20 protein-coding genes and 1 pseudogene are annotated in these 23,906 nt (G+C 62.9%); 15 read left to right on the top strand and 6 right to left on the bottom strand.

What is annotated here, in order from left to right; all coding sequences use genetic code 11:
• Nucleotides 1–484: 484 nt before the first annotated feature.
• A complete protein-coding gene (ldtR, locus tag AC3WVQ_RS04665; RefSeq protein ID WP_034803764.1) occupies nucleotides 485–997 on the bottom strand; it encodes a transcriptional regulator LdtR in 513 nt (170 codons plus the stop codon).
• A 130-nt stretch (nucleotides 998–1,127) separates the two neighbouring features.
• Nucleotides 1,128–1,565: a DUF6163 family protein gene (locus AC3WVQ_RS04660; RefSeq protein ID WP_090294561.1), complete on the bottom strand. Its 438-nt coding sequence runs from the start codon at nucleotides 1,563–1,565 to the stop codon at nucleotides 1,128–1,130.
• Between AC3WVQ_RS04660 and AC3WVQ_RS04655 the strand changes: the two genes are divergently transcribed.
• From AC3WVQ_RS04655 to AC3WVQ_RS04635, 5 genes are all read left to right on the top strand, one after another.
• A complete protein-coding gene (locus AC3WVQ_RS04655; protein WP_060522162.1) occupies nucleotides 1,564–1,752 on the top strand; it encodes a hypothetical protein in 189 nt (62 codons plus the stop codon). The genes AC3WVQ_RS04660 and AC3WVQ_RS04655 overlap by 2 nt on opposite strands.
• A complete protein-coding gene (gene hemB / locus AC3WVQ_RS04650) occupies nucleotides 1,749–2,765 on the top strand; it encodes a porphobilinogen synthase (RefSeq protein ID WP_492382609.1) in 1,017 nt (338 codons plus the stop codon). Before AC3WVQ_RS04655 ends, hemB begins: the two co-directional genes overlap by 4 nt.
• Before the next feature lie 88 nt (nucleotides 2,766–2,853).
• Nucleotides 2,854–3,318, top strand: coding sequence for an RDD family protein (locus AC3WVQ_RS04645; RefSeq protein WP_034803777.1), 465 nt, complete (start codon nucleotides 2,854–2,856; stop codon nucleotides 3,316–3,318).
• A 187-nt stretch (nucleotides 3,319–3,505) separates the two neighbouring features.
• A complete protein-coding gene (locus AC3WVQ_RS04640; RefSeq protein ID WP_492382608.1) occupies nucleotides 3,506–4,294 on the top strand; it encodes an arginyltransferase in 789 nt (262 codons plus the stop codon).
• 3 nt (nucleotides 4,295–4,297) lie between these two features.
• Complete coding sequence (locus AC3WVQ_RS04635; protein WP_060522160.1) at nucleotides 4,298–5,194, top strand: DMT family transporter; 897 nt, start codon at nucleotides 4,298–4,300, stop codon at nucleotides 5,192–5,194.
• 126 nt (nucleotides 5,195–5,320) lie between these two features.
• On the opposite strand, the pseudogene AC3WVQ_RS04630 reads toward AC3WVQ_RS04635, so the two are convergent.
• Nucleotides 5,321–5,614 (bottom strand): annotated as a pseudogene (locus AC3WVQ_RS04630) (transcriptional regulator); the annotation flags it as partial.
• A 173-nt stretch (nucleotides 5,615–5,787) separates the two neighbouring features.
• Nucleotides 5,788–8,064, bottom strand: a complete 2,277-nt coding sequence (gene parC, locus AC3WVQ_RS04625; RefSeq protein WP_034803783.1) for a DNA topoisomerase IV subunit A — start codon at nucleotides 8,062–8,064, stop codon at nucleotides 5,788–5,790.
• Between the two features lie 446 nt (nucleotides 8,065–8,510).
• Here parC and AC3WVQ_RS04620 point away from each other — a divergent pair, with 446 nt between their 5' ends.
• The 5 genes from AC3WVQ_RS04620 to groL all read left to right on the top strand — a co-directional run bounded on the left by AC3WVQ_RS04620 (nucleotide 8,511) and on the right by groL (nucleotide 14,705).
• Nucleotides 8,511–9,710, top strand: coding sequence for an aq_1923 C-terminal domain (locus AC3WVQ_RS04620; protein ID WP_034803785.1), 1,200 nt, complete (start codon nucleotides 8,511–8,513; stop codon nucleotides 9,708–9,710).
• A 583-nt stretch (nucleotides 9,711–10,293) separates the two neighbouring features.
• Nucleotides 10,294–11,622, top strand: a complete 1,329-nt coding sequence (locus AC3WVQ_RS04615; protein WP_226020675.1) for a cytochrome P450 — start codon at nucleotides 10,294–10,296, stop codon at nucleotides 11,620–11,622.
• Nucleotides 11,609–12,616, top strand: coding sequence for a lysophospholipid acyltransferase family protein (locus AC3WVQ_RS04610; RefSeq protein ID WP_162731779.1), 1,008 nt, complete (start codon nucleotides 11,609–11,611; stop codon nucleotides 12,614–12,616). Before AC3WVQ_RS04615 ends, AC3WVQ_RS04610 begins: the two co-directional genes overlap by 14 nt.
• 134 nt (nucleotides 12,617–12,750) lie before the next feature.
• Nucleotides 12,751–12,984: a hypothetical protein gene (locus AC3WVQ_RS04605; RefSeq protein WP_034803790.1), complete on the top strand. Its 234-nt coding sequence runs from the start codon at nucleotides 12,751–12,753 to the stop codon at nucleotides 12,982–12,984.
• 95 nt (nucleotides 12,985–13,079) lie between these two features.
• Nucleotides 13,080–14,705 (top strand): chaperonin GroEL, encoded by a 1,626-nt coding sequence (gene groL / locus AC3WVQ_RS04600; protein ID WP_090294569.1) that lies wholly within the window; start codon nucleotides 13,080–13,082, stop codon nucleotides 14,703–14,705.
• Nucleotides 14,706–15,132: 427 nt separating this feature from the next.
• Here the strand turns inward: groL and aspS are convergent, their stop codons facing one another.
• The gene (aspS, locus tag AC3WVQ_RS04595) at nucleotides 15,133–16,920 is read right to left on the bottom strand and encodes an aspartate--tRNA ligase (RefSeq protein ID WP_060580900.1); all 1,788 of its coding nucleotides are present in this window, start codon (nucleotides 16,918–16,920) and stop codon (nucleotides 15,133–15,135) included.
• A 327-nt stretch (nucleotides 16,921–17,247) separates the two neighbouring features.
• On the opposite strand from aspS, the gene AC3WVQ_RS04590 reads away from it, so the two are divergent.
• The 4 genes from AC3WVQ_RS04590 to AC3WVQ_RS04575 all read left to right on the top strand — a co-directional run bounded on the left by AC3WVQ_RS04590 (nucleotide 17,248) and on the right by AC3WVQ_RS04575 (nucleotide 22,443).
• Nucleotides 17,248–18,489 (top strand): MFS transporter, encoded by a 1,242-nt coding sequence (locus tag AC3WVQ_RS04590; protein ID WP_089043952.1) that lies wholly within the window; start codon nucleotides 17,248–17,250, stop codon nucleotides 18,487–18,489.
• 93 nt (nucleotides 18,490–18,582) lie between these two features.
• Nucleotides 18,583–19,983, top strand: coding sequence for a multicopper oxidase family protein (locus AC3WVQ_RS04585; RefSeq protein WP_090294571.1), 1,401 nt, complete (start codon nucleotides 18,583–18,585; stop codon nucleotides 19,981–19,983).
• 77 nt (nucleotides 19,984–20,060) lie between these two features.
• Complete coding sequence (gene rnd / locus AC3WVQ_RS04580) at nucleotides 20,061–21,233, top strand: ribonuclease D (RefSeq protein WP_060522151.1); 1,173 nt, start codon at nucleotides 20,061–20,063, stop codon at nucleotides 21,231–21,233.
• Between the two features lie 160 nt (nucleotides 21,234–21,393).
• Complete coding sequence (locus AC3WVQ_RS04575; protein ID WP_112983835.1) at nucleotides 21,394–22,443, top strand: adenylate/guanylate cyclase domain-containing protein; 1,050 nt, start codon at nucleotides 21,394–21,396, stop codon at nucleotides 22,441–22,443.
• A gap of 46 nt (nucleotides 22,444–22,489) precedes the next feature.
• On the opposite strand, the gene AC3WVQ_RS04570 is transcribed toward AC3WVQ_RS04575, so the two are convergent.
• The gene (locus AC3WVQ_RS04570) at nucleotides 22,490–22,897 is read right to left on the bottom strand and encodes a DUF2000 family protein (protein ID WP_060522237.1); all 408 of its coding nucleotides are present in this window, start codon (nucleotides 22,895–22,897) and stop codon (nucleotides 22,490–22,492) included.
• Here AC3WVQ_RS04570 and AC3WVQ_RS04565 point away from each other — a divergent pair.
• On the top strand, nucleotides 22,896–23,792 hold the full coding sequence (locus AC3WVQ_RS04565; protein ID WP_090294572.1) for an AraC family transcriptional regulator: 897 nt from the start codon (nucleotides 22,896–22,898) through the stop codon (nucleotides 23,790–23,792). The two genes, AC3WVQ_RS04570 and AC3WVQ_RS04565, sit on opposite strands and share 2 nt — an antisense overlap.
• The last annotated feature ends 114 nt before the right edge of the window (nucleotides 23,793–23,906 follow it).

Raw genomic sequence — 23,906 nt, 5'->3', positions numbered from 1 at the left:
ATCCCAATGCGTCGGCACGCGCCCTATGCGCTGACACGCACGTTGCCGGAGCCCTAACACGATCGTGGTTAACAAAGGTCAACCAACGAGCCACCCTGCCCTCACATGTCTTCACGATGCCGCGAGTGAGGACCCTCATCCGGCAGGCGAAACGCGAAACGAATCCACATGCAAGAAAACACGTGGGCGCACCTACCGCATGCCGTCGTCGCTGTCATAGCAATATGGCCAATTCGTGTCTCGGCGCGAGCGAACGGCGACATGGCATGCCTTTTGCTTTTCGCTGGACGCGACTGGGTTGCGGCCGAACCGGAAACGGCAACATTCTGATTTACTAATGTTTTTGGTTTGAAAAATCACGCGAACGCGAGGAAAGCGTGCCGCAGCGGTGCAGCTTTTCGGCAACAGAACGGGGTGCCGCAAATGGCAAAGGTCGGACACGCAGGGATTGCGCCCGACCCTTGAACTGGAGGTTTTGGCCTGATTACAGGCGATACATGATCGAGTCGTTCCAGAAGCGATCGAGGCGCTGCAAGAGCTTGTTCATCTGGGTGAACTCGTCCGAGCCGATGCCGCCGACCTTCTGGATCGAGCCGACGTGGCGCTCGTAGAGTTTGGCAACGGTTTCGGCGATTTCCTGGCCGTCTTCCGTCAGGCTGATGCGGACCGAGCGGCGGTCGACGCGGGAGCGCTGGTGGTTGATCAGGCCGAGATCGACGAGCTTCTTGACGTTGTAGGAGACGTTCGAGCCGAGGTAGTAGCCGCGGGAGCGAAGTTCGCCGGCGGTCAGTTCCGAGTTGCCGATGTTGAAGAGCAACAGGGCCTGAACGGCGTTGACGTCGCTGCGACCTTCGCGGTCGAACTCGTCCTTGATGACGTCGAGCAGGCGGCGGTGCAGACGCTCGACGAGGTGAAGGGATTCCATATAGAGACCGCGGATGGTTTCTTCCTGGGGGTCTCGGGGCTGAACTGCCTGCGGCTTCATCTTGGTGTTCATTTGACTGCCTCACTGTTTTGTTTGGCGGTGTCTGTTTGTCTTCCCGCCTTGAGTGAGACCCTATCGAATACGTCTAAAATTCTACTTAAACCGCAGCCTTAACAAGAGCTTGCCATTTGGCGACCCTGTCTCAGGGTGAATCAACCCTTACCTGCCTGGCGAGCCGCCAGCGCTGGTAGAAGATCGCCGCGCGGAAAAGAACGAAGGTAACGGCAACCGCCGCATGCAGCACGACCAGCAGCGGACGGCCGCCGAAACTGGCCGGATAGAACTCGCACATCACGATCTCGATGGCTGCCGCAACCACCCAGACGACCGGCCCCCAGGAGACCAGCAGCCACAGGCCGAGGGCGGCGACCGGATAGATGACGGCAAGTGCGGTTGCGGCCGCCCGCCACTCCGGCGTCAGGAGATCGAAGCGTCCGGCGCCGCCATGGGAAAAGCCGATCAGCATGGCCCAGTAGTTCAGCGCGAACCAGATGCATGAGGCGGAGACCAGACGCAGAAAGAGACCGAAGAGGATCTCGGTCAGCGACGGTTTCGGCACATGGGCAGAATCATGAAGCATGGCCGGCAAGATAGGGCGGGTCTTTGCCATCCGCCAGCGGCATCGCGCCGTCCCCTCCCCCATGGCTCCTCTTAAAGAGAAGAAATGCCGCAGCCCGTTCGCCGGCCGCGCGGTTCCCAATGGCGGCCAGCCCATGATAAAGCGCTTGGCTATCGACGATTTTCACGGGAAAGGCGCGGCGCGATGAACGACAGTACAAATCTTGTGGACAGGGTCACCGGCCACCGCCGCATGCGCCGCAACCGCAAGGCCGACTGGACGCGCCGGCTGGTGCAGGAAAACCGCCTGACCGTCGACGACCTGATCTGGCCGATCTTCATCGTGCCGGGCGAGAACATCATCCAGCCGATCGACGCGATGCCGGGCGTCAACCGCATGAGCATCGACAAGGCGGTCGAAGCGGTGAAGGAAGCGGCCGATCTCGGCATCCCGGCGATCGCCACCTTCCCCAACATCGACCTGTCGCTGCGCGACGATACCGGCTCCAACAGTCTTGCCGCCGACAACCTGATCAACCAGGCGACGCGCGCCTTCAAGAAAGCCGTGCCTGAGATCGGCATCATCACCGACGTCGCGCTCGACCCCTTCACGAGCCACGGCCATGACGGCATCCTGCGCAATGGCGAGATCGTCAACGACGAGACGGTCGAGACGATCGCAAGGGCGGCCGTCGCCCAGGCGGACGCCGGCTCCGATATCATCGCCCCCTCCGACATGATGGACGGACGCATCGGCGCCATCCGCCAGGCGCTCGACGCTCACGGCCACCAGAATGTCGGCATCATGTCCTATGCGACGAAGTTCGCCTCCGGCTTCTACGGTCCCTATCGCGAGGCGATCGGCACCGGCGGCCTTCTGAAAGGCGACAAGAAGACCTATTACATCGACCCGGCCAACGGCACCGAAGCGATCCGCGACGCAGCCCTCGACGTCGAGGAAGGCGCCGACATGCTGATGGTGAAGCCAGGCCTTCCCTATCTCGACATCTGCTGGCGGATGAAGGAAGCCTTTGGCCTGCCGGTCTTTGCCTATCAGGTGTCCGGCGAGTATTCGCAGGTGAAGGCGGCGGCTGCCAACGGCTGGATCGATGGCGAGAAGGTGATGCTCGAAACGCTGCTCGCCTTCAAGCGCGCCGGCTGCGACGGCATCCTCAGCTACTTCGCGGTCGAAGTGGCCCGCATTCTCGCCAAAGGCCGCTGAAACGTACCGCTTGATCCCGGCTCCGATCCTTGTTTTGCAGGGAATGCCATCCCATATCCTTGCTGCAACCAAACGAGGCTTTTGACCGATGACCATGCACAACGAAGAACTGAGGCTGCCGAGCAATGACTGGCGCGCCTATCAGGGCGTGCTGTCGCGACGCGTCTTTGCCTTTCTGCTCGATTACGCGATCATCGCGCTCCTCTGGATCCCCGCGGCGGTCGTCGTCTTCTTCCTCGGCATCCTGACGCTCGGCCTCGGCTTCATGCTTTATCCGGCGCTCTTTGCGATCGTCGCCATGCTCTATTTCGGACTGACGGTCGGTGGCCGCGAACAGGCCTCTCCCGGTATGCGCTTGATGGGCCTGGCGATCGCTCGAACTGATGGACGCCCGATGGACTTCCTGACGGCGATCGTCCACCTCGTCATCTTCTGGATCGCCAACGCGCTGCTGACGCCGCTGATCCTGCTGATCGGCCTTTTCACCGACCGCAGCCGCCTGCTGCACGACCTGCTGATCGGTACCGTCACGGTGCGCCGCGACATGTATTGAAACCGGCGCAGGCATAGAGCTGAAAGCGTAAGGCGGTGTTTTCCGCCTCACCGCCGCCACCTATTGTGGTCACCACTAAAATATCGGCCGGCGCAGGCGGAAGCGGCAAACGAGTGAGTTGACGTTTTCCATTCTTGCGCCATGCTACTGTCATGAACCACAGCGCGAAGAGTGACCTCCGCACTCGATGAACACACAGACCGCACCGTCTCCGCAATTTTATCTGACTGCGCCGTCAGCCTGCCCTTATCTGCCGAACGAGATGGAGCGGAAGGTTTTCACCCACATGGTGGGCGAGCGCGCGCCCGAGCTCAATGATCTCCTGACGCAAGGCGGCTTCCGACGCTCGCAGAACATCGCCTATCGCCCGGCTTGCGAGACCTGCCGCGCCTGTATTTCGGTGCGCATCCTCGCCAACGAGTTCAAGCCCACCCGTTCCATGCGCCGGGTGCTTGCCGCCAATCACGACGTGATCTCGGCGGAATATCCGGCCGAGCCGTCGAGCGAGCAGTACAACCTCTTCCGTCGATACCTCGACCGACGTCACCAGAAGGGCGGCATGTCGGACATGTCGGTGCTCGACTATGCGATGATGGTCGAGGACACCCATGTGCACACCAAGATTATCGAGTATCGCCTGAGGGTCGAAGGCGACGGCGTCAGCGAGAAGGCACGCGGGCCGCTGATCGCTGCGGCGCTCACCGACCGCATGGGCGACGGACTGTCGATGGTCTACTCCTTCTTCGACCCGACGCAGGAAGAGCGGTCGCTCGGCACCTTCATGATTCTCGATCACATTCGCCGCGCCCGGGAGCGCGGCCTTCCCCACGTCTATCTCGGCTACTGGGTGAAAGGCTCGCGCAAGATGGGGTATAAAACAAAGTTTTTGCCGCAAGAGCACCTCATGGCCCGTGGCTGGGAGCGCTATGAAGGCGGAGACACCACCCTGGAAGCCGCTCCTACGAAAACGGGTTAGAAATTGAGTTCATCTTCCGATGCCGCGATGCACCGGCGCGGCCTTGCCATCACCGGCCTCGGCGGCCTTGCCCTCTCCTTCGACATTCCGCTCATCCGATCCGCCGGCGGCGACGTCTGGTCGCTGCTCGCCGTGCGCAGCCTGTCGACTTTCGTGATCGCGCTCGGCGCCTGGTTCGTGCTCAACCGGGTGCTCGGCCGGAAGATTTCGCTGCTGCCGGGCAAGACCGGCCTTTTGGTCGGCGTCTTCTACGGAATCAATTCCTGCACGTTCCTGCTCGCCGTCTTCAACACCTCGACGGCGAATGTGGTCTTCATCCTCGCCTTCACCTCGATGTTTGCCGCCATCCTCTCCTGGATCTTTCTGAAGGAGAGACCATCGAACGCGACGCTCGTGACCATGCTGGTCATGGTGCTCGGCGTCGGGCTGATCGTCCAGGACGGACTGGAAAGCGGTCACCTCTTCGGCGACGCCATGGCGGCATCCTCCGCCTTTCTGCTGGCAAGCGCGATTACGATCAGCCGTGCGAGCAAGCGCGACATGGCGCTGGTGCCGCTGGTGACGGCGATCTTCCCGGCGGCCGTCGCTCTCCTGATGCTGCCGGCCGGCGGCTTCACGATCGCCGCCCCCGGCTACATCCTCTTCAACGGCCTGGTGATGATCCCGCTCGCCTTCTTCTGCCTTGCGACCGGGCCGCGTTATCTCTCAGCCCCGGAAGTGGGCATGTTCTATCTGCTAGAGACTATTCTCGCGCCGATCTGGGTCTGGATGGTCTTCGCTGAAACGCCGACAACGCAGACGCTGATCGGTGGCTCGATTCTCGTCTTCGCGCTGATCGGCCATTCGCTTTGGCAGTTGCGCAGCCGGTCGCTGAGAGCGGCCGTTGCCTGCGCCGAGTAACGGTGTTCAAGACTTGTCGTCGCGCTGACCGCTGGGCCGCGGACGACGCTGCTTGTGGTCGACGCCCCGATCGCGCACCGGCAGCGGCTCCTGCGGCTGTCCCAGCGAAGCCGGGCGGACGCCGGGCATCTCTACGCGCATGACCCACAGTTCGCGGTTGGTGTTGATCCAGGTGGCCGCGACGCTCAACGGCGCCGGATTGCCGATCAAGGCGTCGCCGTCGCGCCGTTTGAGGCGGGTGACGAGGCCTGCAGCCTCCAGGAGCGCGATGTGCGTCTCCAGCTCTTCGCGGGCTACCGCGACGGCTACGGCAATATCGGCGACGCGCGCCTCGCCGGCAAAAAGGATCTCGAACATCCGGCGGCGGACCGGGTGGGCAAGGGCCAGCAGGACGTCATCAAGGGCTGTGGCATTCGGCATCGCTGTCATCCCTGTTGGACGCGCAGTGATCCATTATAGCCTTCCGGCTTACAAGCGCCAGTTGCGCCTGCGTTTCATTTGGATTTCCAATGATTTAAGAGATTGCGCCAAACTGCGCCAAAACGAAACAGGAGCCACGCGGCCTCTCGACCGCATGGCTCTCCTTATCCCGGTCAGCCGCTGAACTTGCCGCTGCGCGGGAAGCCCTTCGGAACGACGCGGCCGGCAGAAGCGCGGTCGCCCTGCCATTCGATCAGTTCGTCCTTGGTCTTGGTAAAGACCCGGCCGGCGCTGTCTTCCCAGACGAGACCGTCAGCGATCGTGAAGCAGCGAATGTCGGAGATGCCGCCATCCTTGTAACGCTGCAGCCGCACGCCCTTGCCGCGTGCCATCTCGGGGATCTGGACGAGCGGGAAGACGACCAGCTTGCGGTTTTCGCCGACGACGGCCACGTGATCGCCCTTGACCGGAACGACCAGCTTCGCTTCGTCGCTGGCCGAGACGTTCATCACCTGCTTGCCCTTGCGGGTATTGGCGACGATATCGCTTTCGGTGACGACGAAGCCGTTGCCGGCAACCGAGGCGACGATGAGCTTGCGCGCCGGGTCGTGAACGAAGGCCGTCAGGACGTCCTGGTCGGTCTCCATGTCGACGATGATGCGCAGCGGCTCGCCATGGCCGCGACCGCCGGGCAGCTTGTCGCCGCCGAGCGTATAGACCTTGCCGCCTGTCGTGAAGACGAGGATCTTGTCGGTCGTCTGCGCCGGGAACGCCACCTTCAGCGCGTCACCCTCCTTGAACTGGAGCGAAGACGTGTCGGAGATGTGGCCCTTCAGCGCGCGGATCCAGCCCTTCTCAGAGATGACGACGGTGATCGGTTCCTTCTCGATCATCGCCTGCTGGATCGCCTCTACGTCGGCTTCCGGCGCATCGGCAAAGGTGCTGCGGCGCTTGCCGATCTCGGTCGCCTTGGCAAACTTCTTTTTGACTTCGCCGATTTCCCAGGCGACGGTCTGCCATTGCTTTTCGTCGGAGGCGAGCAGCGCCTCGATCTCGGCCTTCTCCTTCGAGAGCGCATCGAACTCGGTGCGGATCTCGAATTCCTCGAGCTTGCGCAAGGAGCGCAGGCGCATGTTGAGGATCGACTCGGCCTGGAGATCGGTGAGCGAGAACCGCTCCATCATCACCGTCTTCGGCTCATCCTCTTCGCGGATGATGCGAATGACTTCGTCGATGTTCAGATAGGCGACGAGGTAGCCGCCGAGGATTTCGAGCCGGCGGTCGATCGCGGCCAGCCGGTGGCGCGATCGGCGCTGCAGCACTTCGCGGCGATGCGCCAGCCATTCCGACAGCACTTCGTTCAGCGCCATGACGCGCGGCACGCGTCCGAGCGACAGCACGTTCATGTTGAGTGGGATGCGGCTTTCGAGCTCGGTCAGCTTGAACAGCGATTCCATCAGAATGCCGGCATCGACCGAACGGGTCTTCGGCACGAGGACGATGCGGATGTCTTCGGCCGATTCGTCGCGGATGTCTTCGAGCAGCGGCAGTTTGCGGGCGACCAGGAGCTCGGCAATCTTTTCGATCAGGCGGGACTTCTGCACCTGATAGGGGATTTCGGTGACGACGATCTGGTAGCCGCCGCGCCCAAGGTCTTCCTGCGCCCAGCGGGCACGAACACGGAAACCGCCACGGCCGGTGCGGTAGGATTCGGCCATGCTTTCCCGGCCCTCGACGATCACGCCGCCGGTCGGGAAGTCGGGCCCTTCGATGCCGCCCTTTTGCGGGTTGGCGGGATCGTAAAGCAGATCCTCGACGGTCGCGTCGGGATGGCGGATGAGATGCAGCGCCGCGTCGCAGAGTTCATGCGCGTTGTGCGGCGGGATCGAGGTGGCCATGCCGACGGCGATGCCGGTCGCGCCGTTTGCGAGCAGGTTCGGGAAAGCGCCGGGGAGCACGGTCGGCTCCTGGTCTTCCTCGTTGTAGGTCGGGCGGAAATCCACCGCGTCCTGGTCGATGCCTTCCAGGAGCAGAGAGCAGACGTCCGTCATCTTCGCTTCGGTGTAGCGCATCGCCGCGGCGTTATCGCCGTCGATGTTGCCGAAGTTGCCCTGGCCGTCGACCAGCGGATAGCGGATCGCGAATTCCTGCGACAGGCGCACCAGCGCGTCATAGATCGACGCGTCGCCGTGCGGATGGAACTTACCCATCACGTCGCCGACGATACGCGCGCATTTCTTGAACGAAGAGTTGGGCCTCAGCCCCATCTCGCTCATCGCATGCACGATACGACGATGCACGGGCTTCAACCCGTCGCGAACGTCCGGAAGCGCGCGGTGCATGATGGTCGACAAGGCATAGGCGAGGTAACGCTCTTCCAGCGCCGCCTTGAGGTCAACCGGCTGAATGTGATCGTCCCCGCCTGACGGGGGATTGAGGCTTTGTCCCATAGGTTCTTGCTAGCGCAACAAACCCGGAACGGCAAGGTTTTCAGGGCTTGCGCTTGTGGAGAACCCCCTCGCCCCAAATAACCGGCTCTCGCACCGATCCGCTTGCCCCGGCGCAATGTTCGTGCAACGGTCGCGCCGCTATGCGTCGGAGGCTGCCGCCAGGTAACGTCCCGGAAAGCATGCCCGAGCAGGAACATGTGCGGTTCGCCCAAGCGAATATAATTTCGCCCTGTTTCGTAATAGCTTCGGCTGGAGTTGATTTGGACGATTTGCAAGGGGGATCGCAGGACGCGCATTGGCAGACGGAACTGGCGGCCGCGCGCCGCCGACAAAGACGAATGCTGCCATGTGCCTACAGTTGACGCCCTCGCCAAGGGAACCAGATCAGCGACGCCTTATCTTCTTAAACAGCTACACAATCAAAGATTTTCACGAAGGAACTCGAAATGATGCACACGCGCAAGATCCGCCTGATGATGGCGAGCGCCGCGCTTCTCACGCTGACCGGCCCGGCCTTCGCGCTCGATGGCGCCGATTTGATGAAGAAGCTCGACGCAGCGACGAACGCGAACGGCACCTCGATCACCTATGACAAGGCCGAAGTCGACGGCGACAAGGTGACGGTGACCGGCGTGAAGCTGAAGGTCGCGAGCCAGCCGGGCGACGCTGTGGACCTGAATATCGGGGACCTGACCTTTGAGGGCGTCGAGGAGACCGAAGGCGGCGGCTATTACGCCGAAACCGTTTCGTTCCCCGACGTCAATGTCAGCCAGGACGAAGGCGCCATTTCCGTCAAGGATATCCTGCTCTCCGGCCTGACGATCCCGGCCAATGCGACCGGCGGAACGATCAACGACATCATTCTCTATGAAAGCGCCAGCACCGGCCCGATCGCCGTCAGCTCCAAGGGCAAGGAAGTCTTCTCGCTCGAAAGCACCGAAGCCAACCTCGCGCGCCAGGAAAATGACGCCGGCTTCGACTTCGACGCGACCGCTTCCGGCATCAAGGCCGACCTGTCGTCGGTCGAGGACGCCAAGACCAAGGAGGCGATCGAAAAGCTCGGCCTCACCACTATCGACGGCGCCCTGACGATGAAGGGCAGCTGGGAAGTCGAAAGCGGCAATGTCGCGCTCGAAGAATATGCGCTCGACTTCAAGAATGTCGGCCGGTTGAACTTCGCTCTCGACATCTCCGGCTACACGCTTGCCTTCGTCAAATCGATGCAGGAAGCGATGAAGGCTGCCGAAGCCAATCCGAACAAGGAAGAGGCCAACCAGGCCATGGGTCTCGCCATGATGGGCCTCATGCAACAGCTGACCTTCAACAGCGCCGAAATCCGCTTCGACGACGCCTCGATCACCAAGAAGGCGCTCGACTATGCCGGCTCGCAGCAGGGCGTGACCGGTGAGCAGATGGCACAGTCGCTGAAGGGCCTGGTGCCGATCATGATGGCGCAGCTCAACGTGCCGGAACTGCAGAACCAGGTGTCGGCTGCCGTCAATGCCTATCTCGATGGCCCGAAGAGCCTGACGATCAGCGCGGCACCGGAAAAGCCGGTTCCGTTCCCGATGATCATGGGTGCCGCCATGGGCGCGCCGAACACCATCCCGTCGGTGCTCGGCGTCAAGGTAACGGCGAACGACTAATCGTTCAGGTCTCTCCCGGCCTCAGCCGAGCCCGGGAGAAACCGACATGACGACAGCCTTGCGCGCCGAGACAGGCACGCAAGGCTTGATGGCGCCGCACCGGCTTCCCATGTGGCCCACGGCATTCACTCGGCGGACCTCGCCGGCCGAAAGCTGCGCCGCCGCCCTCCCGTGAAAGAACAAGCATCGCCCTTACTTGCGAACCGCATAGTCGGATCACGTTGCACGCCCTTGTGGAGCACGCATCGGCTGCGGGGCTCTTTTCTTCCCGGTGAGCTATTGCTTGCACCAAGAAATTTTCACCGTAAGGCGATAGCGTTTTTCATCGAAATCGTGCATGCCACCCTCAGGCAATTCAGAATCCGACTTCCAACGAACTTGAGAGCATCTAGGCCTCGAAGGGGACGTCTCGGACTTTGTGCAAATATACAAATACATGCCCGAATATCGTCTCCACGTTACGGCAGATCGGACGTAAATGCTCGCCTGGCTCCAGCAGTCTGTAAATTTCACTGAAGAATTGTTGGAGGGGAAATTCGCCCCCGTCCGAGCTGACTACTATACGGGCCCGCCCGGTAAGCCGTTGCGGCTGCTGCTCCAGGCGCGAACGGATTTCCTGTCGATCTGGCGGGCGAGCGACTATACCGAAACGATCTCGCAGACCCGGATCCTTGGGCGGCAGATCATCGTCGTCAACTCGCCCGACCTGATCCGGCAGGTCGTCGTCAAGCGTCATGAAAACTTCGAGCGCAAGAGCCCGCAGATGCGCCGGGCACTCGAATTCCTGCTGGGCGACGGGCTGTTTATTTCGGACGGGGACACCTGGAAGCAACGCCGGCCGCTAGTGGCGGACATCGTCCACGCCAAGCGGGTCCCCTCTTTCGGGCCCGTCATGGAAAATACGACCAGCGAACTGGTCGAGCGCTGGAACCGCATGCCCGATGGCGCCGAGGTCAACGCGTTGCACGAAATGGCGGGGCTGACCGCCGAAATCATCGCGCGCAGCGTCTTCGGTAACCAGCTCGGCGACGGTAGCGCGGCGGCGGTGACCGAGGGCTTCACCAGCTACCAGTCGCTGGTCGATTCCATCAACATCGGTTACTTCCTCGGCTTTGACGACGGCCTGCCGGTGCTGCGCACGCCGAGCCTGCGTCGTTCGGTCAAGCGCATCCACGCAACCATCGACAAGGTGGTTGAGGATCACCTTGCCGGACGCGGCGACCACAATTCGATGGTCGAGCTGCTGATCCGGCGCCAGCAACGAAACCCGGAACTGAAACTCGACCTCGTCGCCTTGCGTAACGAGGCCGCGACCATCTTCATGGCCGGGCACGAGACGACGGCGGCGACGCTGACCTGGACCTGGTATCTGCTTTCGAAGGCAGGCTGGGTCGAGAAGGCCGTTCACGACGAAATCGCCAGGGTCTGCGGCGACCGGACACCGACGATCGACGACGTGCCTCAGCTCGAATGGTGCCGGGCAGTTATCGAGGAGACGCTTCGCCTCTATCCACCGGTTCCGATCCTGGCGCGGCAGACCCGCGAGGCGGATATGATCGGCGACGTTGCCGCAGAGCCGGGCTCGCTCGTGCTGATCGTGCCGTGGCTCCTTCACCGGACTGAAAGCCTCTTCCAGGATCCACACCACTTCCATCCGGAACGGTTTACCGAAGGCCGGCGCCCGACGCCCTACAGCTTCATCCCCTTTGCCAGCGGACCGCGCGTCTGCCCCGGCCTGCATTTCGGGCTGACCGAAGCGATCCTGTGCCTGGCGATCATCGCGCAGCGCTACCGGGTTCGTGTGAGCCAGCGCCACGCGGTCGAACCGATCTGCCGCCTGACCCTCAGGCCGAAGAATGGCCTGCCGGTCACCTTGCACAAGCGAGAGGCCCCGTCGCATGGCGCCGGATGATCCGCACGCGGCGCAGCCGATCGGCAAGCGCAGGGCCTGGATCTTCGCCGAGGAAAGCGCCCCGCGGCTCGCCGATGCACTGGCGGGTGGCGACAGGGCGCGGGCCTTCCGGCGCTATTGGATCACCGACAACATCTGGAACGTCGCCAACATCGCCGCCCATTTCGGCATGAAGCTGCTGCCGATGGACGCCTGCTCCAGGCTTGGGGCGGCGCTCGGTCTCTTCATGGTTCCGCGCTTCCACAAGGTGGCAACCCGCCGCGCCCGTGAAACCATCGAACAGTTGCGGCCGGACCTTGACGCCCCGCAACGCGAGGCACTGTTTCTCGAAAACTGTCGCGCTCAGGGACGGTTGATGACGGAGTTCTCCGTCGTCAACCGATTGCAGCAGCGGCCGGAGCGGCTGAAGACCGAGGGCCTTGCACCCATCCGTGAGGCGGCAAACCGTGGCCCAGTCATTCTCGTCGGCCTGCATCTCGGCAACTGGGAAGTGGGCACGATCGCATTCCGCAAGCTCGGCCTCCAGCCGCATGCCTTCTATGTGCCGCCCAAGGGCCGGGCCAAGGCGTGGATCGCCGATCGGGTGCGCAGCAAGGCTGGCTTGCAGTTTCTGCCTCCGGGAATGGACGGGATCCGGCCGGCACTGAAGGTTCTGAAAGGCGGCGGCGTTGTCAGCATCTTCTGCGACGAGGGGTTCGGCGGCATGATCCGCGGGCCGTTCTTCGGCCGCCGGCCGCATCAGGAAGGCAACATCGCCATCGCCATACGGCTGGCGCGCATGACGGGCGCTACGATCTGCCCCTGGTACGGCCTTCGCACCGACGACTTCCGCTTCGAATGCACGGCCTTGCCGCCGATACGTTTGCCGGCGGAGGAGCGCCCCAATGCCCGGCTGCTGGATGACATGCAGTTGCTGAACGACACGATCGAGCCGGTCGTCCGCGCCCATCTCGACCAATGGTATTTCCTCGATAACGCGCTACGGCCGCAGTGAGCTTACTCACGCCTTTTTAACGCCTGCACGTCGCGGCTTTGCGATCGGCGCTTGATGCCGGCCGGGTCTGGCCTATTTATTCCACCAAGGACCGAAATCCATGTTCCTGACCGATAAAACGGAAGGAGAAACCCATGGGACTGAAGCAGGCGGACATTACAGCCATCCTTGGCCCGGTTGACGAGACGCTGATGGCCGAACTGCTTGCGACCGGCGCGACGGCCGGCGAGCTTGCGGAGGCGATCGCCTGGGTCAACAACGATGAAGCGCTGATCGGGGAAGGCCGCCATCTGCCGGCCGGCCGCGTTGCGGCGCTGATCGATATCTTGACCCCGGACAACGAAGAAGAGCGGAATTTGGGACTGTAGTCGCGAAAGCCGGTTGCCGGGTACGTCCGATTGCAAGCCGCCTTCCGGGCGGCTGGGTGCGTGAGGCCATATGTTCGTGTTGAGGGAGGTCCACAATGGCTGCCAAGGAAGTCAGGTTCAGTAGCGATGCCCGCGATCGGATGTTGCGCGGCGTCGACATTCTCGCCGATGCGGTCAAGGTCACGCTCGGCCCGAAGGGACGCAACGTCGTCATCGAACGCGCCTTCGGCGCGCCGCGCATCACCAAGGACGGCGTGTCGGTCGCCAAGGAAATCGAGCTCGACGACAAGTTCGAGAACATGGGCGCGCAGATGCTGCGGGAGGTCGCGTCGCGCACCAGCGACGTGGCCGGCGACGGCACAACGACGGCCACCGTGCTCGCACAGGCCATCGTCAAGGAGGGTGTGAAGGCAATCGCGTCCGGCATGAACCCGATGGATCTGAAACGCGGCATCGATCTCGCCGTCGATGCGATCGTCGCAAAACTGAAGACCCATGCGCGCAAGATTTCCAACAATGAGGAGATCGCGCAGGTCGGCACGATCTCGGCCAACGGCGACGCCGAAATCGGAAGCTATCTGGCAAAGGCAATGGAGCGTGTCGGCAACGAAGGCGTGATTACGGTCGAGGAGGCGAAGACGGCCGAAATAGAGCTGGAGATCGTCGAAGGCATGCAATTCGACCGCGGCTATCTCTCCCCCTATTTCGTCACCGACCAGGAGAAGATGCGGGTTGAATTCGAAGACCCCTACATTCTCATTCACGAAAAGAAGCTTTCCAACCTGCAGGCGATGATCCCGATTCTCGAAGCAGTGATCCAGGCAAGCCGGCCGCTGTTGATCATCGCCGAAGATGTGGAAGGCGAAGCGCTGGCGACGCTGGTCGTCAACAAGCTGCGCGGCGGGCTGAAGATCGCCGCCGTCAAGGCGCCGGGCTTCGGCGACCGGCGCAAGGCGATGCTCGAGGACATCGCCATCCTGACGGGCGGGACCGTCATCTCCGAAGATCTCGGCATCAAGCTTGAAACCGTGACGCTCGCCAATCTCGGGCGGGCCAAGCGGGTGATGGTCGAGAAGGAAGACACCACCATCGTCGATGGCGCCGGCACCAAGGCGGACATCGACGGGCGTGTCGGCCAGATCAAGGCGCAGATCGAGGAAACGACCTCCGACTACGATCGCGAGAAGCTGCAGGAACGGCTGGCCAAGCTTGCCGGCGGCGTCGCGGTGATCCGGGTGGGCGGCTCGACGGAAGTGGAAGTGAAGGAAAAGAAGGACCGGGTCGACGATGCGCTGCATGCGACGCGGGCCGCGGTGGAGGAAGGCATTCTACCTGGCGGCGGCGTCGCGCTGCTCCGCGTCGTCCACGCGCTCGATGGGCTCAAGCCCGAAAATGACGACCAACGCGTCGGCGTCGAGATCGTCCGGCGGGCGCTGGAGGCGCCGGTGCGCCAGATCGCCGAAAACGCCGGCGCCGAAGGCTCGGTCATCGTCGGCAAACTTCGGGAGATGAGCGACTTCGCCCAGGGTTGGAACGCGCAGACCGGTGAATATGGCGATCTCTACCGCATGGGCGTCATCGATCCGGCGAAAGTCGTGCGGGCGGCGCTGCAGGATGCGGCGTCGGTCGCCGGCCTGCTTGTAACCACCGAAGCGATGGTCGCCGAAAAACCGAAGAAGAACCCACCCACGCCACCGCCCGGCCCCGGCATGGATTTCTGACCCGCGCCAGGCGGTCGGTCGCCTAACCGGACGGCTGCCGGTGCGCCCGACCTCGGCGATCGCAAGTTCAGCGATCGGCAGGAGGTCCGCATCGCCGGCACCGTCCTGCGTCTGCACGGTCATGCCCTGGAGAATGGCGCCGACGAAGCGCGCGAGGCCGCCGGCATCGGTATCCGCACGTAGTTCTCCGTCCGCTATGCCCTGCCGGAAGCGCGCCTCCAGCAAGGCCAGCGTCTCACTGCGCAGGGCAGAAGATCACCGTCGTAGCCATGACGAACACGACCTTCGAGGGCATGTGGGGTCCGTTCACCCGCGAGGTTCGCGACGCCATCTACGGCAGGCACTGAACAGACATCTGGCGCAGACAAAGAAAAAGCCCGGCGAGACGATCGCCGGGCTTTCCTTTTGGGGTCAGGTCCGTTCGACCTCAGTCCTTCTTCTGCGGAATCGGGCGGATCGCCAGTTCGCGCAGCTGGGCCGGCGTCGCTTCCGACGGTGCGCCCATCAGGAGGTCGACGGCCTGCTGGTTCATCGGGAAGATCGAAATCTCGCGCAGGTTCTTGGCGCCGACGAGCAGCATGACGATACGGTCGATGCCGAATGCCATGCCGCCATGCGGCGGTGCACCGTACTGGAAGGCGCGGTAGAGGCCGCCGAACTGATCTTCGACCTCCTGCTGCGACTTGCCGGTCAGCTCGAACGCCTTGACCATGACTTCCGGAAGCTGGTTACGGATCGAGCCGGAGGCGATTTCGAAGCCGTTGCAGACCATGTCGTACTGGTAGGCCTTGATCGACAGCGGATCTTCGCCGTTCAGCGCTTCCAGACCACCCTGCGGCATCGAGAAGGGGTTGTGGGCGAAGTCGATCTTCTTTTCGTCTTCCAGCCATTCGTAGAACGGGAAGTCGACGATCCAGCAGAATTCGTAGCGGTCGCGGTCGACGAGGTTCAGTTCCTCGCCGGCGCGGGTGCGGGCTTCGCCAGCAAACTTGTAGAACTTGGCGGGGTCACCGGCGACGAAGAAGCAGGCGTCGCCGTCGTCGAGGCCGAGCTGGGTGCGGATCGCATCCGTGCGCTCTTCGCCGATGTTCTTGGCGAGCGGGCCGGCGCCTTCGAGCTTTTCGCCCTCCTTGCGCCAGAAGATGTAGCCGAGGCCGGGCTGACCCTGGCTCTGCGCCCAGGCGTTCATGCGGTCGCAGAAGGCGCGCGAGCCACCGGTCTTGGCCGGGATCGCCCAGACTTCGACCTTCGGGTTAGACGCGATCATGTTCGCGAAGACCTTGAAGCCGGAACCGGCGAAGTGTTCGGTAACCGCCTGCATCTCGATCGGGTTGCGCAGGTCCGGCTTGTCGGAGCCGTATTTGCGGATCGCCGTGTCGTAAGGAATGCGCGGGAACTTTTCCGTCACCGGCTTGCCGTCGGCAAACTCCACGAAGATGTCGCGGATCACCGGTTCCATCGTCGACCAGACGTCTTCCTGCTCGACGAAGCTCATTTCCAGGTCGAGCTGGTAGAACTCGCCCGGCAGGCGGTCGGCGCGCGGGTCTTCGTCGCGGAAGCACGGGGCGATCTGGAAGTAGCGGTCGAAGCCGGCGACCATCAGCAACTGCTTGTACTGCTGCGGCGCCTGCGGCAGGGCATAGAAGCTGCCGGGATGAATGCGCGAAGGCACGAGGAAGTCGCGCGCGCCTTCCGGCGACGAGGCCGTCAGGATCGGGGTCGTGTATTCGGTGAAACCGACGTCGCCCATGTGGCGGCGCATCGACGAGATGATCTGGGTGCGCTTGACGATGTTCTTGTGCAGCGTGTCGCGACGCAGGTCGAGGAAGCGGTACTTGAGGCGCACGTCTTCCGGATAGTCCGGCTCGCCAAAGACCGGCAACGGCAGTTCCTTGGCGGCCGAGAGAACCTCGATCTCCTGCGCATAGAGTTCGATTTCGCCGGTTGGCATGCCCTTGTTGACGGTGTCATCCATGCGCGCCTTGACGAGGCCGTCAATGCGCACGACCCATTCGCCGCGAACGGTCTCGGCCGCCTTGAAGGCGGGGCTGTCGGGATCGGCAACGACCTGGGTGATGCCGTAGTGGTCGCGCAGGTCGATGAAGAGCAGGCCGCCATGGTCGCGGACGCGGTGGACCCAGCCCGAAAGGCGAACGGTGGAACCGACGTCCGACTTGCGGAGGGCGGCACAGGTGTGGCTGCGGTAACGGTGCATCGTCTTATCCCGGAATTGCAAAGAGCCGCGCAAGCTCGTGGGACACAGCGCGCGGCAACATGGTCAAAATCGGGCGGAAAAGCGCATGATGCGCAGCCTTTGTCAAGCTGCAGCGCCCGCTGCCGCCCCCGATGGAGGTGCGTTGTAAACGAAGGCAAGAGCCAGTCCAAGACCGCTTGTGACAGAAGGCGGCCGAAATGCCGCGAAAAGAACGGCAATCGTCACAATTCGGGACTGTCCGGCGGCAGAATGCGGGGCTACACATGAGCAAGGCCCGATAGTGATCCCACCCGAGTCGTGGCCGCCTGCCCGGATGTCGCCTGCCCCATGTCCCAGATTCGCCCGCTTATCCCCCTCCTCGTCACCGCAGGCATCCTCATCGGCGGCAACGGCCTGCAGGGCACTTTCATCTCGCTGCGTGCACTCGAAGAAGGTTTCTCGACATCGCTGATCGGCGTTATCGGCGCCGGCTACAATATCGGCTTCGCGCTTGGCTGCGTCTACGTCACCCGCATCCTGCGCTCGATAGGTCACATCCGCACCTTCTCGGCGATGGCGGCGATCGCTTCGGCCGCAGCCATCTCGATGGTGCTCGTCATCAATCCGCTGATGTGGTTCCTGATGCGGCTTCTTGCCGGCATCTGTTTCGCCTGCCTGTTTGCGACAGTCGAGAGCTGGCTCAATGCCAGCGTCACCAATAAAAACCGGGCCCGCACGCTTTCGGTCTATCGCCTCGTCGACCTCGGCTCGGTCACGGCCGCACAATATGTCATTCCTGGCATCGGGCTTGGCGGCTTCGAGCTTTTTGCCATCATCTCCATGGCGCTGACGCTGTCGCTGGTGCCGATCTCCTTTGCCGACCGCTCGAGCCCTGTGGCCCCGGAGGCGATCCGCTTCGACGTCAAAGCGCTCTGGAACATCTCGCCGCTTGCGACCGTCGGCTGCATCGTCGTCGGTCTGACCAACGCCGCCTTCCGCTCGCTCGGGCCGATCTATGCGCAGGGCATCGGCCTGTCGGTGACGGCAATCGCCACCTTCATGAGCGCCGGCATCATCGGCGGCGTCGTGCTGCAGTATCCGCTCGGCCACTATTCCGATCGGTTCGACCGCCGCCTGATCATCCTGATCGCCACCTTCGGGTCGCTGCTCGCAGGCTTGTTTCTCGCCTTCGGCGCCGGCAACGACGAATGGCTGAACTTTGCCGGCATCTTCCTGTTCGGCGCCTTTGCCATGCCGCTCTATTCGCTCTGTTCGGCCCATGCGAACGACCACGCGGCCGAGGGGCAGCATGCGCTCGTCTCCGCCGGCATGCTGTTCTTCTGGTCGCTCGGCGCGATCATCGGGCCGCTGTTTGCCTCCTTCCTGCTCGAGATCTTCGGGCCGCAGGCGCTGTTCATCTACACGGCAGCGATCCTCTTCCTGTTCATGCTCTACACCCTGCAGCGCATGACGGCGCGCGGGCCGGTGCCCGCCGGGGAGCGCGCCTTGCCGTTCCGCAATCTCCTGCGCACCTCGTCCTTTTTCAACAAGCTCGCCGCCGGCAACAACCACAAGCGCAAGGATCGCTGACCTGCGGCAAGATGCGCGCGATCCGGATAATTGCTGAACGCAATAATCAGGTTTAGAACCGGGGCACCTCAAACAGCAGCCGAGATTGCCGAAATGCCCGTCATCAGCCGTCGCACCTTCCTCCAAGGCTCCGCTGCTCTCGGAGGCGCCTTCGCGCTCGGCGCCGGCATGGCGGCGCGCGCCGGCACCGCACCCGATCCGCAGATCCTGATGGCACAGCTTGCCGAAGCCCAGATCGCCAAGGATGGGCTTACGCCCAAGGTCATGACCTACGGCTTGGGTGAGGCTCCAAGTACCGGCATGCCGCCCGTCCTGCGCATGCGCAAGGGCGAGCCCTATGCGGCCCGCCTCTTCAACCGGCTGGACGAGCCGACGACGGTACATTGGCACGGACTGCGCATTGCCAACGCCATGGATGGCGTGCCGGAACTGACGCAGCCCTATGTCTATCCGGGCGACCGTTTCGACTATGTGTTCACCCCGCCGGATGCCGGCACCTTCTGGTATCATCCACATTGCAACACGCTGACCCAGATGGGCGCCGGCCTGACCGGCATGATCGTCGTCGAGAACCCGGACGATCCGACGTTCGATGCCGAGATCGTGCTCAACCTGCGCGATTGGCGGCTCGGCACCGGCGGCGCGTTCATCGACGCATTCAAGCCGCGGGATGCGGCCCGCGGCGGCACTTACGGCACGGTGCGCACCGCCAACTGGCAGCAGGAGCCAACTTACGACGCACCGGCCGGCGGCCTGGTGCGCGTGCGCATCGCCGCAACCGACGTCACCCGCATCTATACGATCGGCCTTGAGGGCGCTGAGGCGATGGTCATCGCGCTCGACGGCAATCCGGTCGACAAGCCCTTTGCACTTGATCGCTACGATTTTGGGCCCGGCCAGCGCGTCGATCTTGTCGTGCGCATGCCCGACAGCGAGGGTCAGACGGTTGCGCTCGGCAACCTGCGTGGATCGCATCCCTGGACGATCGCGCGCTTCCGGTCAGCCGGAGCGTCGCTCGAGCGCGATCTTCGGGATGTCAGCCCCCTGCCCGCCAACCCGATCGCGGAAGCCGACCTCTCCACCGCCACCCGCGTGCCGCTCGAACTGACGGCGACGGCGGAGCACAAGGCGACGCCTTCGATCTGCGGTTCGCTTGGCTACACCTTCTGGGCGATCAACAAGGTTCCGTGGCCGGGCGACACGCCCGATCCGATCGCGCCGATCGAGGAGATGAAGCTCGGCAAGAGCTATGTGCTGGAGGTCGCCAACCGGACGCCGCATGCGCACCCGATCCATCTGCACGGCCTGAGCTTCCGCATTCTCAATTCCAACAAGCGGACTTTCCTGCCGCCGCCGACCGATACGATCCTGCTTTTGCCCGATGAACAGGCGGAAGTGGCGCTTGTGGCGGACAATCCGGGCGATTGGGTCGTGCATTGCCATATCATCGAGCACCAGAAGACCGGCATGACGGGTTATTTCAAAGTCGTCTGAGATTTCGATTGTGACAGATGCCGCGAAGAGTTACACGAAATTCCAAGCCGCATTTTCGCCACAGTGATTTAAATCTGATGATTGAAACAACAGCAGACCTTGAGGCCGCCTGCCAGCAGCTGGCCCTATCAAATTATATTACGATCGATACCGAATTTCTTCGCGAGACGACTTTCTGGCCGGAGCTTTGCCTGATCCAGATGGCGAGCCCGGACCTTGCCGTCATCGTCGACCCGATGGCGAAGGGCATCGATCTTGCGCCCTTCTTCGCGTTGATGGCAAACCCTGAGGTCATCAAGGTGTTCCATGCCGCGCGTCAGGACATCGAGATCATCTTCCATCTCGGAAACCTTATTCCGCATCCGATCTTCGATACGCAGGTCGCAGCGATGGTTTGTGGCTTTGGCGACAGCGTCTCCTATGACCAGCTGGTCAACCGCGTCACCGGCACGCAGATCGACAAGTCCTCGCGCTTTACCGACTGGAGCCGCCGTCCGCTGACCGAAAAGCAGCTCGACTATGCGCTGGCCGACGTCACGCATCTGCGCGACATCTACAAATACCTGGCGGCAGAACTCGAACGCGAAGGCCGTTCGCTCTGGCTGACCGAAGAGATGGCCATTCTCGAAGCCCGCGACACCTACGACCTGCACCCTGACGACGCCTGGCAGCGGCTGAAGATGCGGGTAAAGAAGCCGATCGAGCTCGCCGTGCTGAAGACGGTCGCCGCCTGGCGCGAGCGCGAGGCACGCGCCCGCAACGTGCCGCGCGGCCGCATCCTCAAGGATGACGCCATTTACGAGATCGCCCAGCAGCAGCCGAAGGATGCGGAAGCACTGGCACGGCTCCGGACCATCCCCAAGGGCTGGGAACGCTCCACCGCTGGAACGGCGGTCGTCGAGGCCGTCAACGAGGCGCTGGCGATCCCGAAGACCGATCTGCCGAAGCTTCCGCGCCAAAGCCATGCGCCGGAAGGTGCTGCGGCCGCTGGCGAGATGCTGAAGGTGCTTTTGAAGCTGATCGCCGAGAAGCAGGGTGTCGCCGCGAAGATCATCGCCAACAGCGAAGATCTCGACAAAATAGCTGCCGAGGGCGAGAAGGCGGATGTCGCCGCGCTCAAGGGCTGGCGGCGCGAACTCTTCGGCGAAACGGCACTGAAGCTGATCAACGGCGACGTTGCCCTGCGCTTCGTCGACAAGAAGATCGAAGCAGTGGAAATCAGCGCCGAGATCACGTCCGCGTCAGCTTGAAAAAGGGATTGGGCGGAGACAAGTTTCCGCCTGAATCCAGCTCTAGCGAAGGGCCGGGCGGAACAGAATCACCATCGTATCAAACGATGTGACGTGAGCCGGCGCCTTGGGCAACGCCGACCGACACGGATGCCGCCTTTCCGGTACCGGAGCTTTCTGCATGCGTTGGCGCTTTTCGACTTTCGAAGGACTTCTCTTGCTGCTGGTCGTCGCAGGCGCCGGCGCGGTCTACGCATGGGTTTTCTACGGCAAGGGCGCCCTGATCGGCGCGACCTATGCGCTCTTCATGTGCCTGCCGATCATCGCCTTCGAGCGACGCATCATTTTCCGGCGCCTGCATCGACGGATCCACGCCTTTTCCACGCCGGTCTTTTTCGTCGCGTCGCTGGTGATCTACTTCGTGCTTCTCGACATCGGATATGCCGCCGCTGGCCTGCTCATGCAGTCGGGCGGCGTCATGGAGGACCATTGGATGGACGCGATGATGCCGTCCAAGACGGTCCTAATCTTCGCGCTCGGCGTATCAGGTTCGCTCGTCTTCATCCTCAGGGTTCGCGAACTCCTCGGGCGCGACGTCTTTTTGAGCCTGCTCACCGGCCGCTATCGCAGACCGGTCGAGGAAGAACGCGTCTTCCTCTTCATCGACCTGGCCGGCTCGACCGCCTATGCCGAGAAACACGGCGACCTGCGGATGCAGGAGTATCTCGGCAGGCTGTTTGCGACGATCGCCGACCCGGTCATGCGCTACCGCGGCTCGATCGACGACTATATCGGTGACGCCGCCGTCATTACCTGGCCTTTCGATCGCGCCACCAACAATGCGGCCTGCATTCATTGCGTCTTCGACATTCTGGAAATGATCGATGCGGATGCGCGCCGTTGGCAAAAGGAGTTCGGCGAGGTTCCGCGGCTGCGCGCGGCGCTTCATGGCGGCACCATCGTTGCGGCGGAAATCGGGCTCGACCGGCACAAGATCACCTATTTCGGCGATACGGTGAACACCACCGCCCGGCTCGAAGGTTTCTGCAAGACGCTCGGCCACCAGGTACTGATCTCCACCGATCTCGCCCGCAAGATGCGTCTGCCGCATTATGTGCGGGTCGAGGATCTCGGCGAGCACGCCGTCAGAGGACGCGGGCAGAAGCTTGGCGTTCTGTCGTTGCGCGCAGGCAGCGCGGCTCCTCAGCTGGTATCGACCGCGGCCGAGTGATCCCGGCCGGCGCGCAGGGCATCGATCGGCCGGATCGCGATCGCCGTCAGCCGTGCAGCTTGGCACCCTTGGTGATCTTGTCGACCAGCTTCTTGTCCGCATGAATGGCAATGCCGGCGACTGCCGCGTCGTCCGGCCTGGTCTCGGCGAAAACCGCACGGTTGGCGTGGTCGTGACCGGTGGCAAACATGCCGTCGACATAGATCGAAGCTTTGACCTCTCTTTCGATCGCGCGCCGTTGAATGTTGCCGAGCGTCTTCCCATCTGCGGCAAGGACGATGATCGGCTGGATGCTCAAGGCGTTGTAGACGTTGCCGGCGCCATCGCGATAATCTTCGCCGATGATCCCGGGCTTCTGTCCGGCGATCCCGGTGGCGAGGAAGGCGGTGACGTTGAGCTTCTGCCAGGTTGCCAGGTCCTCGCGCAAGACGATTGCAAATTTGGTATCGAACATGACGGCCATCTCCATTTCAGCCCGACAGGGCGTGCCGGAAGACGCATTATCGGACGGCGCTGCGATCGATCTTGAACGATTGTGCGGCGCGCCCGGCGACGGCATTCGGGTTGCGCCTGCGGTCGATGGCATCGAGCGCATCGAGGCGCGCCTGCATGGAAAATTTTTCGAGCCGCACCGCCACGACACCTATGCCATCGGCGTAACGCTCGGCGGCGTCCAGACGTTTCAGTATCGCGGCGAAAGCCGCTTCAGCAATCCTGGAAGCATCATCATCCTCCACCCGGACGAGATCCATGATGGCGGCGCGGGAACGGAGATCGGGCTGCGCTACCGGATGATGTATCTGCAGCCGGAACGGCTACTCGCAGCCCTTGATGAAACCGACCGCTCCCTGCCCTTCGTCTCAGCCCCTGTCGTGGGCGACGAGGCGCTGCGGCAGGCGGTCGGCGAAGCCGTGATGGATCTCGACAATGGCATCGACGAACTGGCGCTCGACGACATTCTCGTGCGGATCGCCGAGGGGCTCTACCGTCACGCCGGCACCAAGGACGCCAAGCCCGCAAAGGCCGACAAGCGTGCCGTTCTACAGGCGAGCGAATTCCTTCGCGCCAATCTCGAACGGCCCGTCGGCTCGCAGGAACTTGAGGCGGTGAGCGGGCTCGATCGCTTCACGCTCGCCCGGCAATTCCGCCGGGTTCTCGGCACCAGCCCCCATCGCTACCTGCTGATGCGCCGGCTGGAGCGGGCACGGCAGATGATCGCCCGGGGCGAAAGCCTTGCCGGTGCTGCGCTCGAAACCGGCTTTGCCGACCAGGCGCATTTCACCCGTCATTTCAAGCGCGCCTACGGCCTGACGCCCGGCCGCTGGGCAAGCCTCGCCGTCGCCGGCTAATCCTGTCACCAAAGCTTCATCGGGTTGTAAAGCAAGCATCACCCAACCGTCATCATAGCCGCCTATCGGGTTGCGGACTGCAGCGCCGCGCGTCCTGGGACGCGCAAGGGTCGC

This window comes from Ensifer sp. EB106-05-01-XG146, from assembly GCF_058791875.1.
This window is presented reverse-complemented; position numbering and strand designations above follow the sequence as displayed.

What these genes read in the sequence shown, in the direction of transcription:
- ldtR (WP_034803764.1), bottom strand. Translation starts at nt 997, where the DNA reads ATGAACACCAAGATGAAGCCGCAGGCAGTTCAGCCCCGAGACCCCCAG.
- AC3WVQ_RS04655 (WP_060522162.1), top strand. Translation starts at nt 1,564, where the DNA reads ATGGCCGGCAAGATAGGGCGGGTCTTTGCCATCCGCCAGCGGCATCGC.
- AC3WVQ_RS04660 (WP_090294561.1), bottom strand. Translation starts at nt 1,565, where the DNA reads ATGCTTCATGATTCTGCCCATGTGCCGAAACCGTCGCTGACCGAGATC.
- hemB (WP_492382609.1), top strand. Translation starts at nt 1,749, where the DNA reads ATGAACGACAGTACAAATCTTGTGGACAGGGTCACCGGCCACCGCCGC.
- AC3WVQ_RS04645 (WP_034803777.1), top strand. Translation starts at nt 2,854, where the DNA reads ATGACCATGCACAACGAAGAACTGAGGCTGCCGAGCAATGACTGGCGC.
- AC3WVQ_RS04640 (WP_492382608.1), top strand. Translation starts at nt 3,506, where the DNA reads ATGAACACACAGACCGCACCGTCTCCGCAATTTTATCTGACTGCGCCG.
- parC (WP_034803783.1), bottom strand. Translation starts at nt 8,064, where the DNA reads ATGGGACAAAGCCTCAATCCCCCGTCAGGCGGGGACGATCACATTCAG.
- AC3WVQ_RS04620 (WP_034803785.1), top strand. Translation starts at nt 8,511, where the DNA reads ATGATGCACACGCGCAAGATCCGCCTGATGATGGCGAGCGCCGCGCTT.
- AC3WVQ_RS04610 (WP_162731779.1), top strand. Translation starts at nt 11,609, where the DNA reads ATGGCGCCGGATGATCCGCACGCGGCGCAGCCGATCGGCAAGCGCAGG.
- AC3WVQ_RS04605 (WP_034803790.1), top strand. Translation starts at nt 12,751, where the DNA reads ATGGGACTGAAGCAGGCGGACATTACAGCCATCCTTGGCCCGGTTGAC.
- groL (WP_090294569.1), top strand. Translation starts at nt 13,080, where the DNA reads ATGGCTGCCAAGGAAGTCAGGTTCAGTAGCGATGCCCGCGATCGGATG.
- aspS (WP_060580900.1), bottom strand. Translation starts at nt 16,920, where the DNA reads ATGCACCGTTACCGCAGCCACACCTGTGCCGCCCTCCGCAAGTCGGAC.
- AC3WVQ_RS04590 (WP_089043952.1), top strand. Translation starts at nt 17,248, where the DNA reads ATGTCCCAGATTCGCCCGCTTATCCCCCTCCTCGTCACCGCAGGCATC.
- AC3WVQ_RS04585 (WP_090294571.1), top strand. Translation starts at nt 18,583, where the DNA reads ATGCCCGTCATCAGCCGTCGCACCTTCCTCCAAGGCTCCGCTGCTCTC.
- rnd (WP_060522151.1), top strand. Translation starts at nt 20,061, where the DNA reads ATGATTGAAACAACAGCAGACCTTGAGGCCGCCTGCCAGCAGCTGGCC.
- AC3WVQ_RS04575 (WP_112983835.1), top strand. Translation starts at nt 21,394, where the DNA reads ATGCGTTGGCGCTTTTCGACTTTCGAAGGACTTCTCTTGCTGCTGGTC.
- AC3WVQ_RS04565 (WP_090294572.1), top strand. Translation starts at nt 22,896, where the DNA reads ATGACGGCCATCTCCATTTCAGCCCGACAGGGCGTGCCGGAAGACGCA.
- AC3WVQ_RS04570 (WP_060522237.1), bottom strand. Translation starts at nt 22,897, where the DNA reads ATGTTCGATACCAAATTTGCAATCGTCTTGCGCGAGGACCTGGCAACC.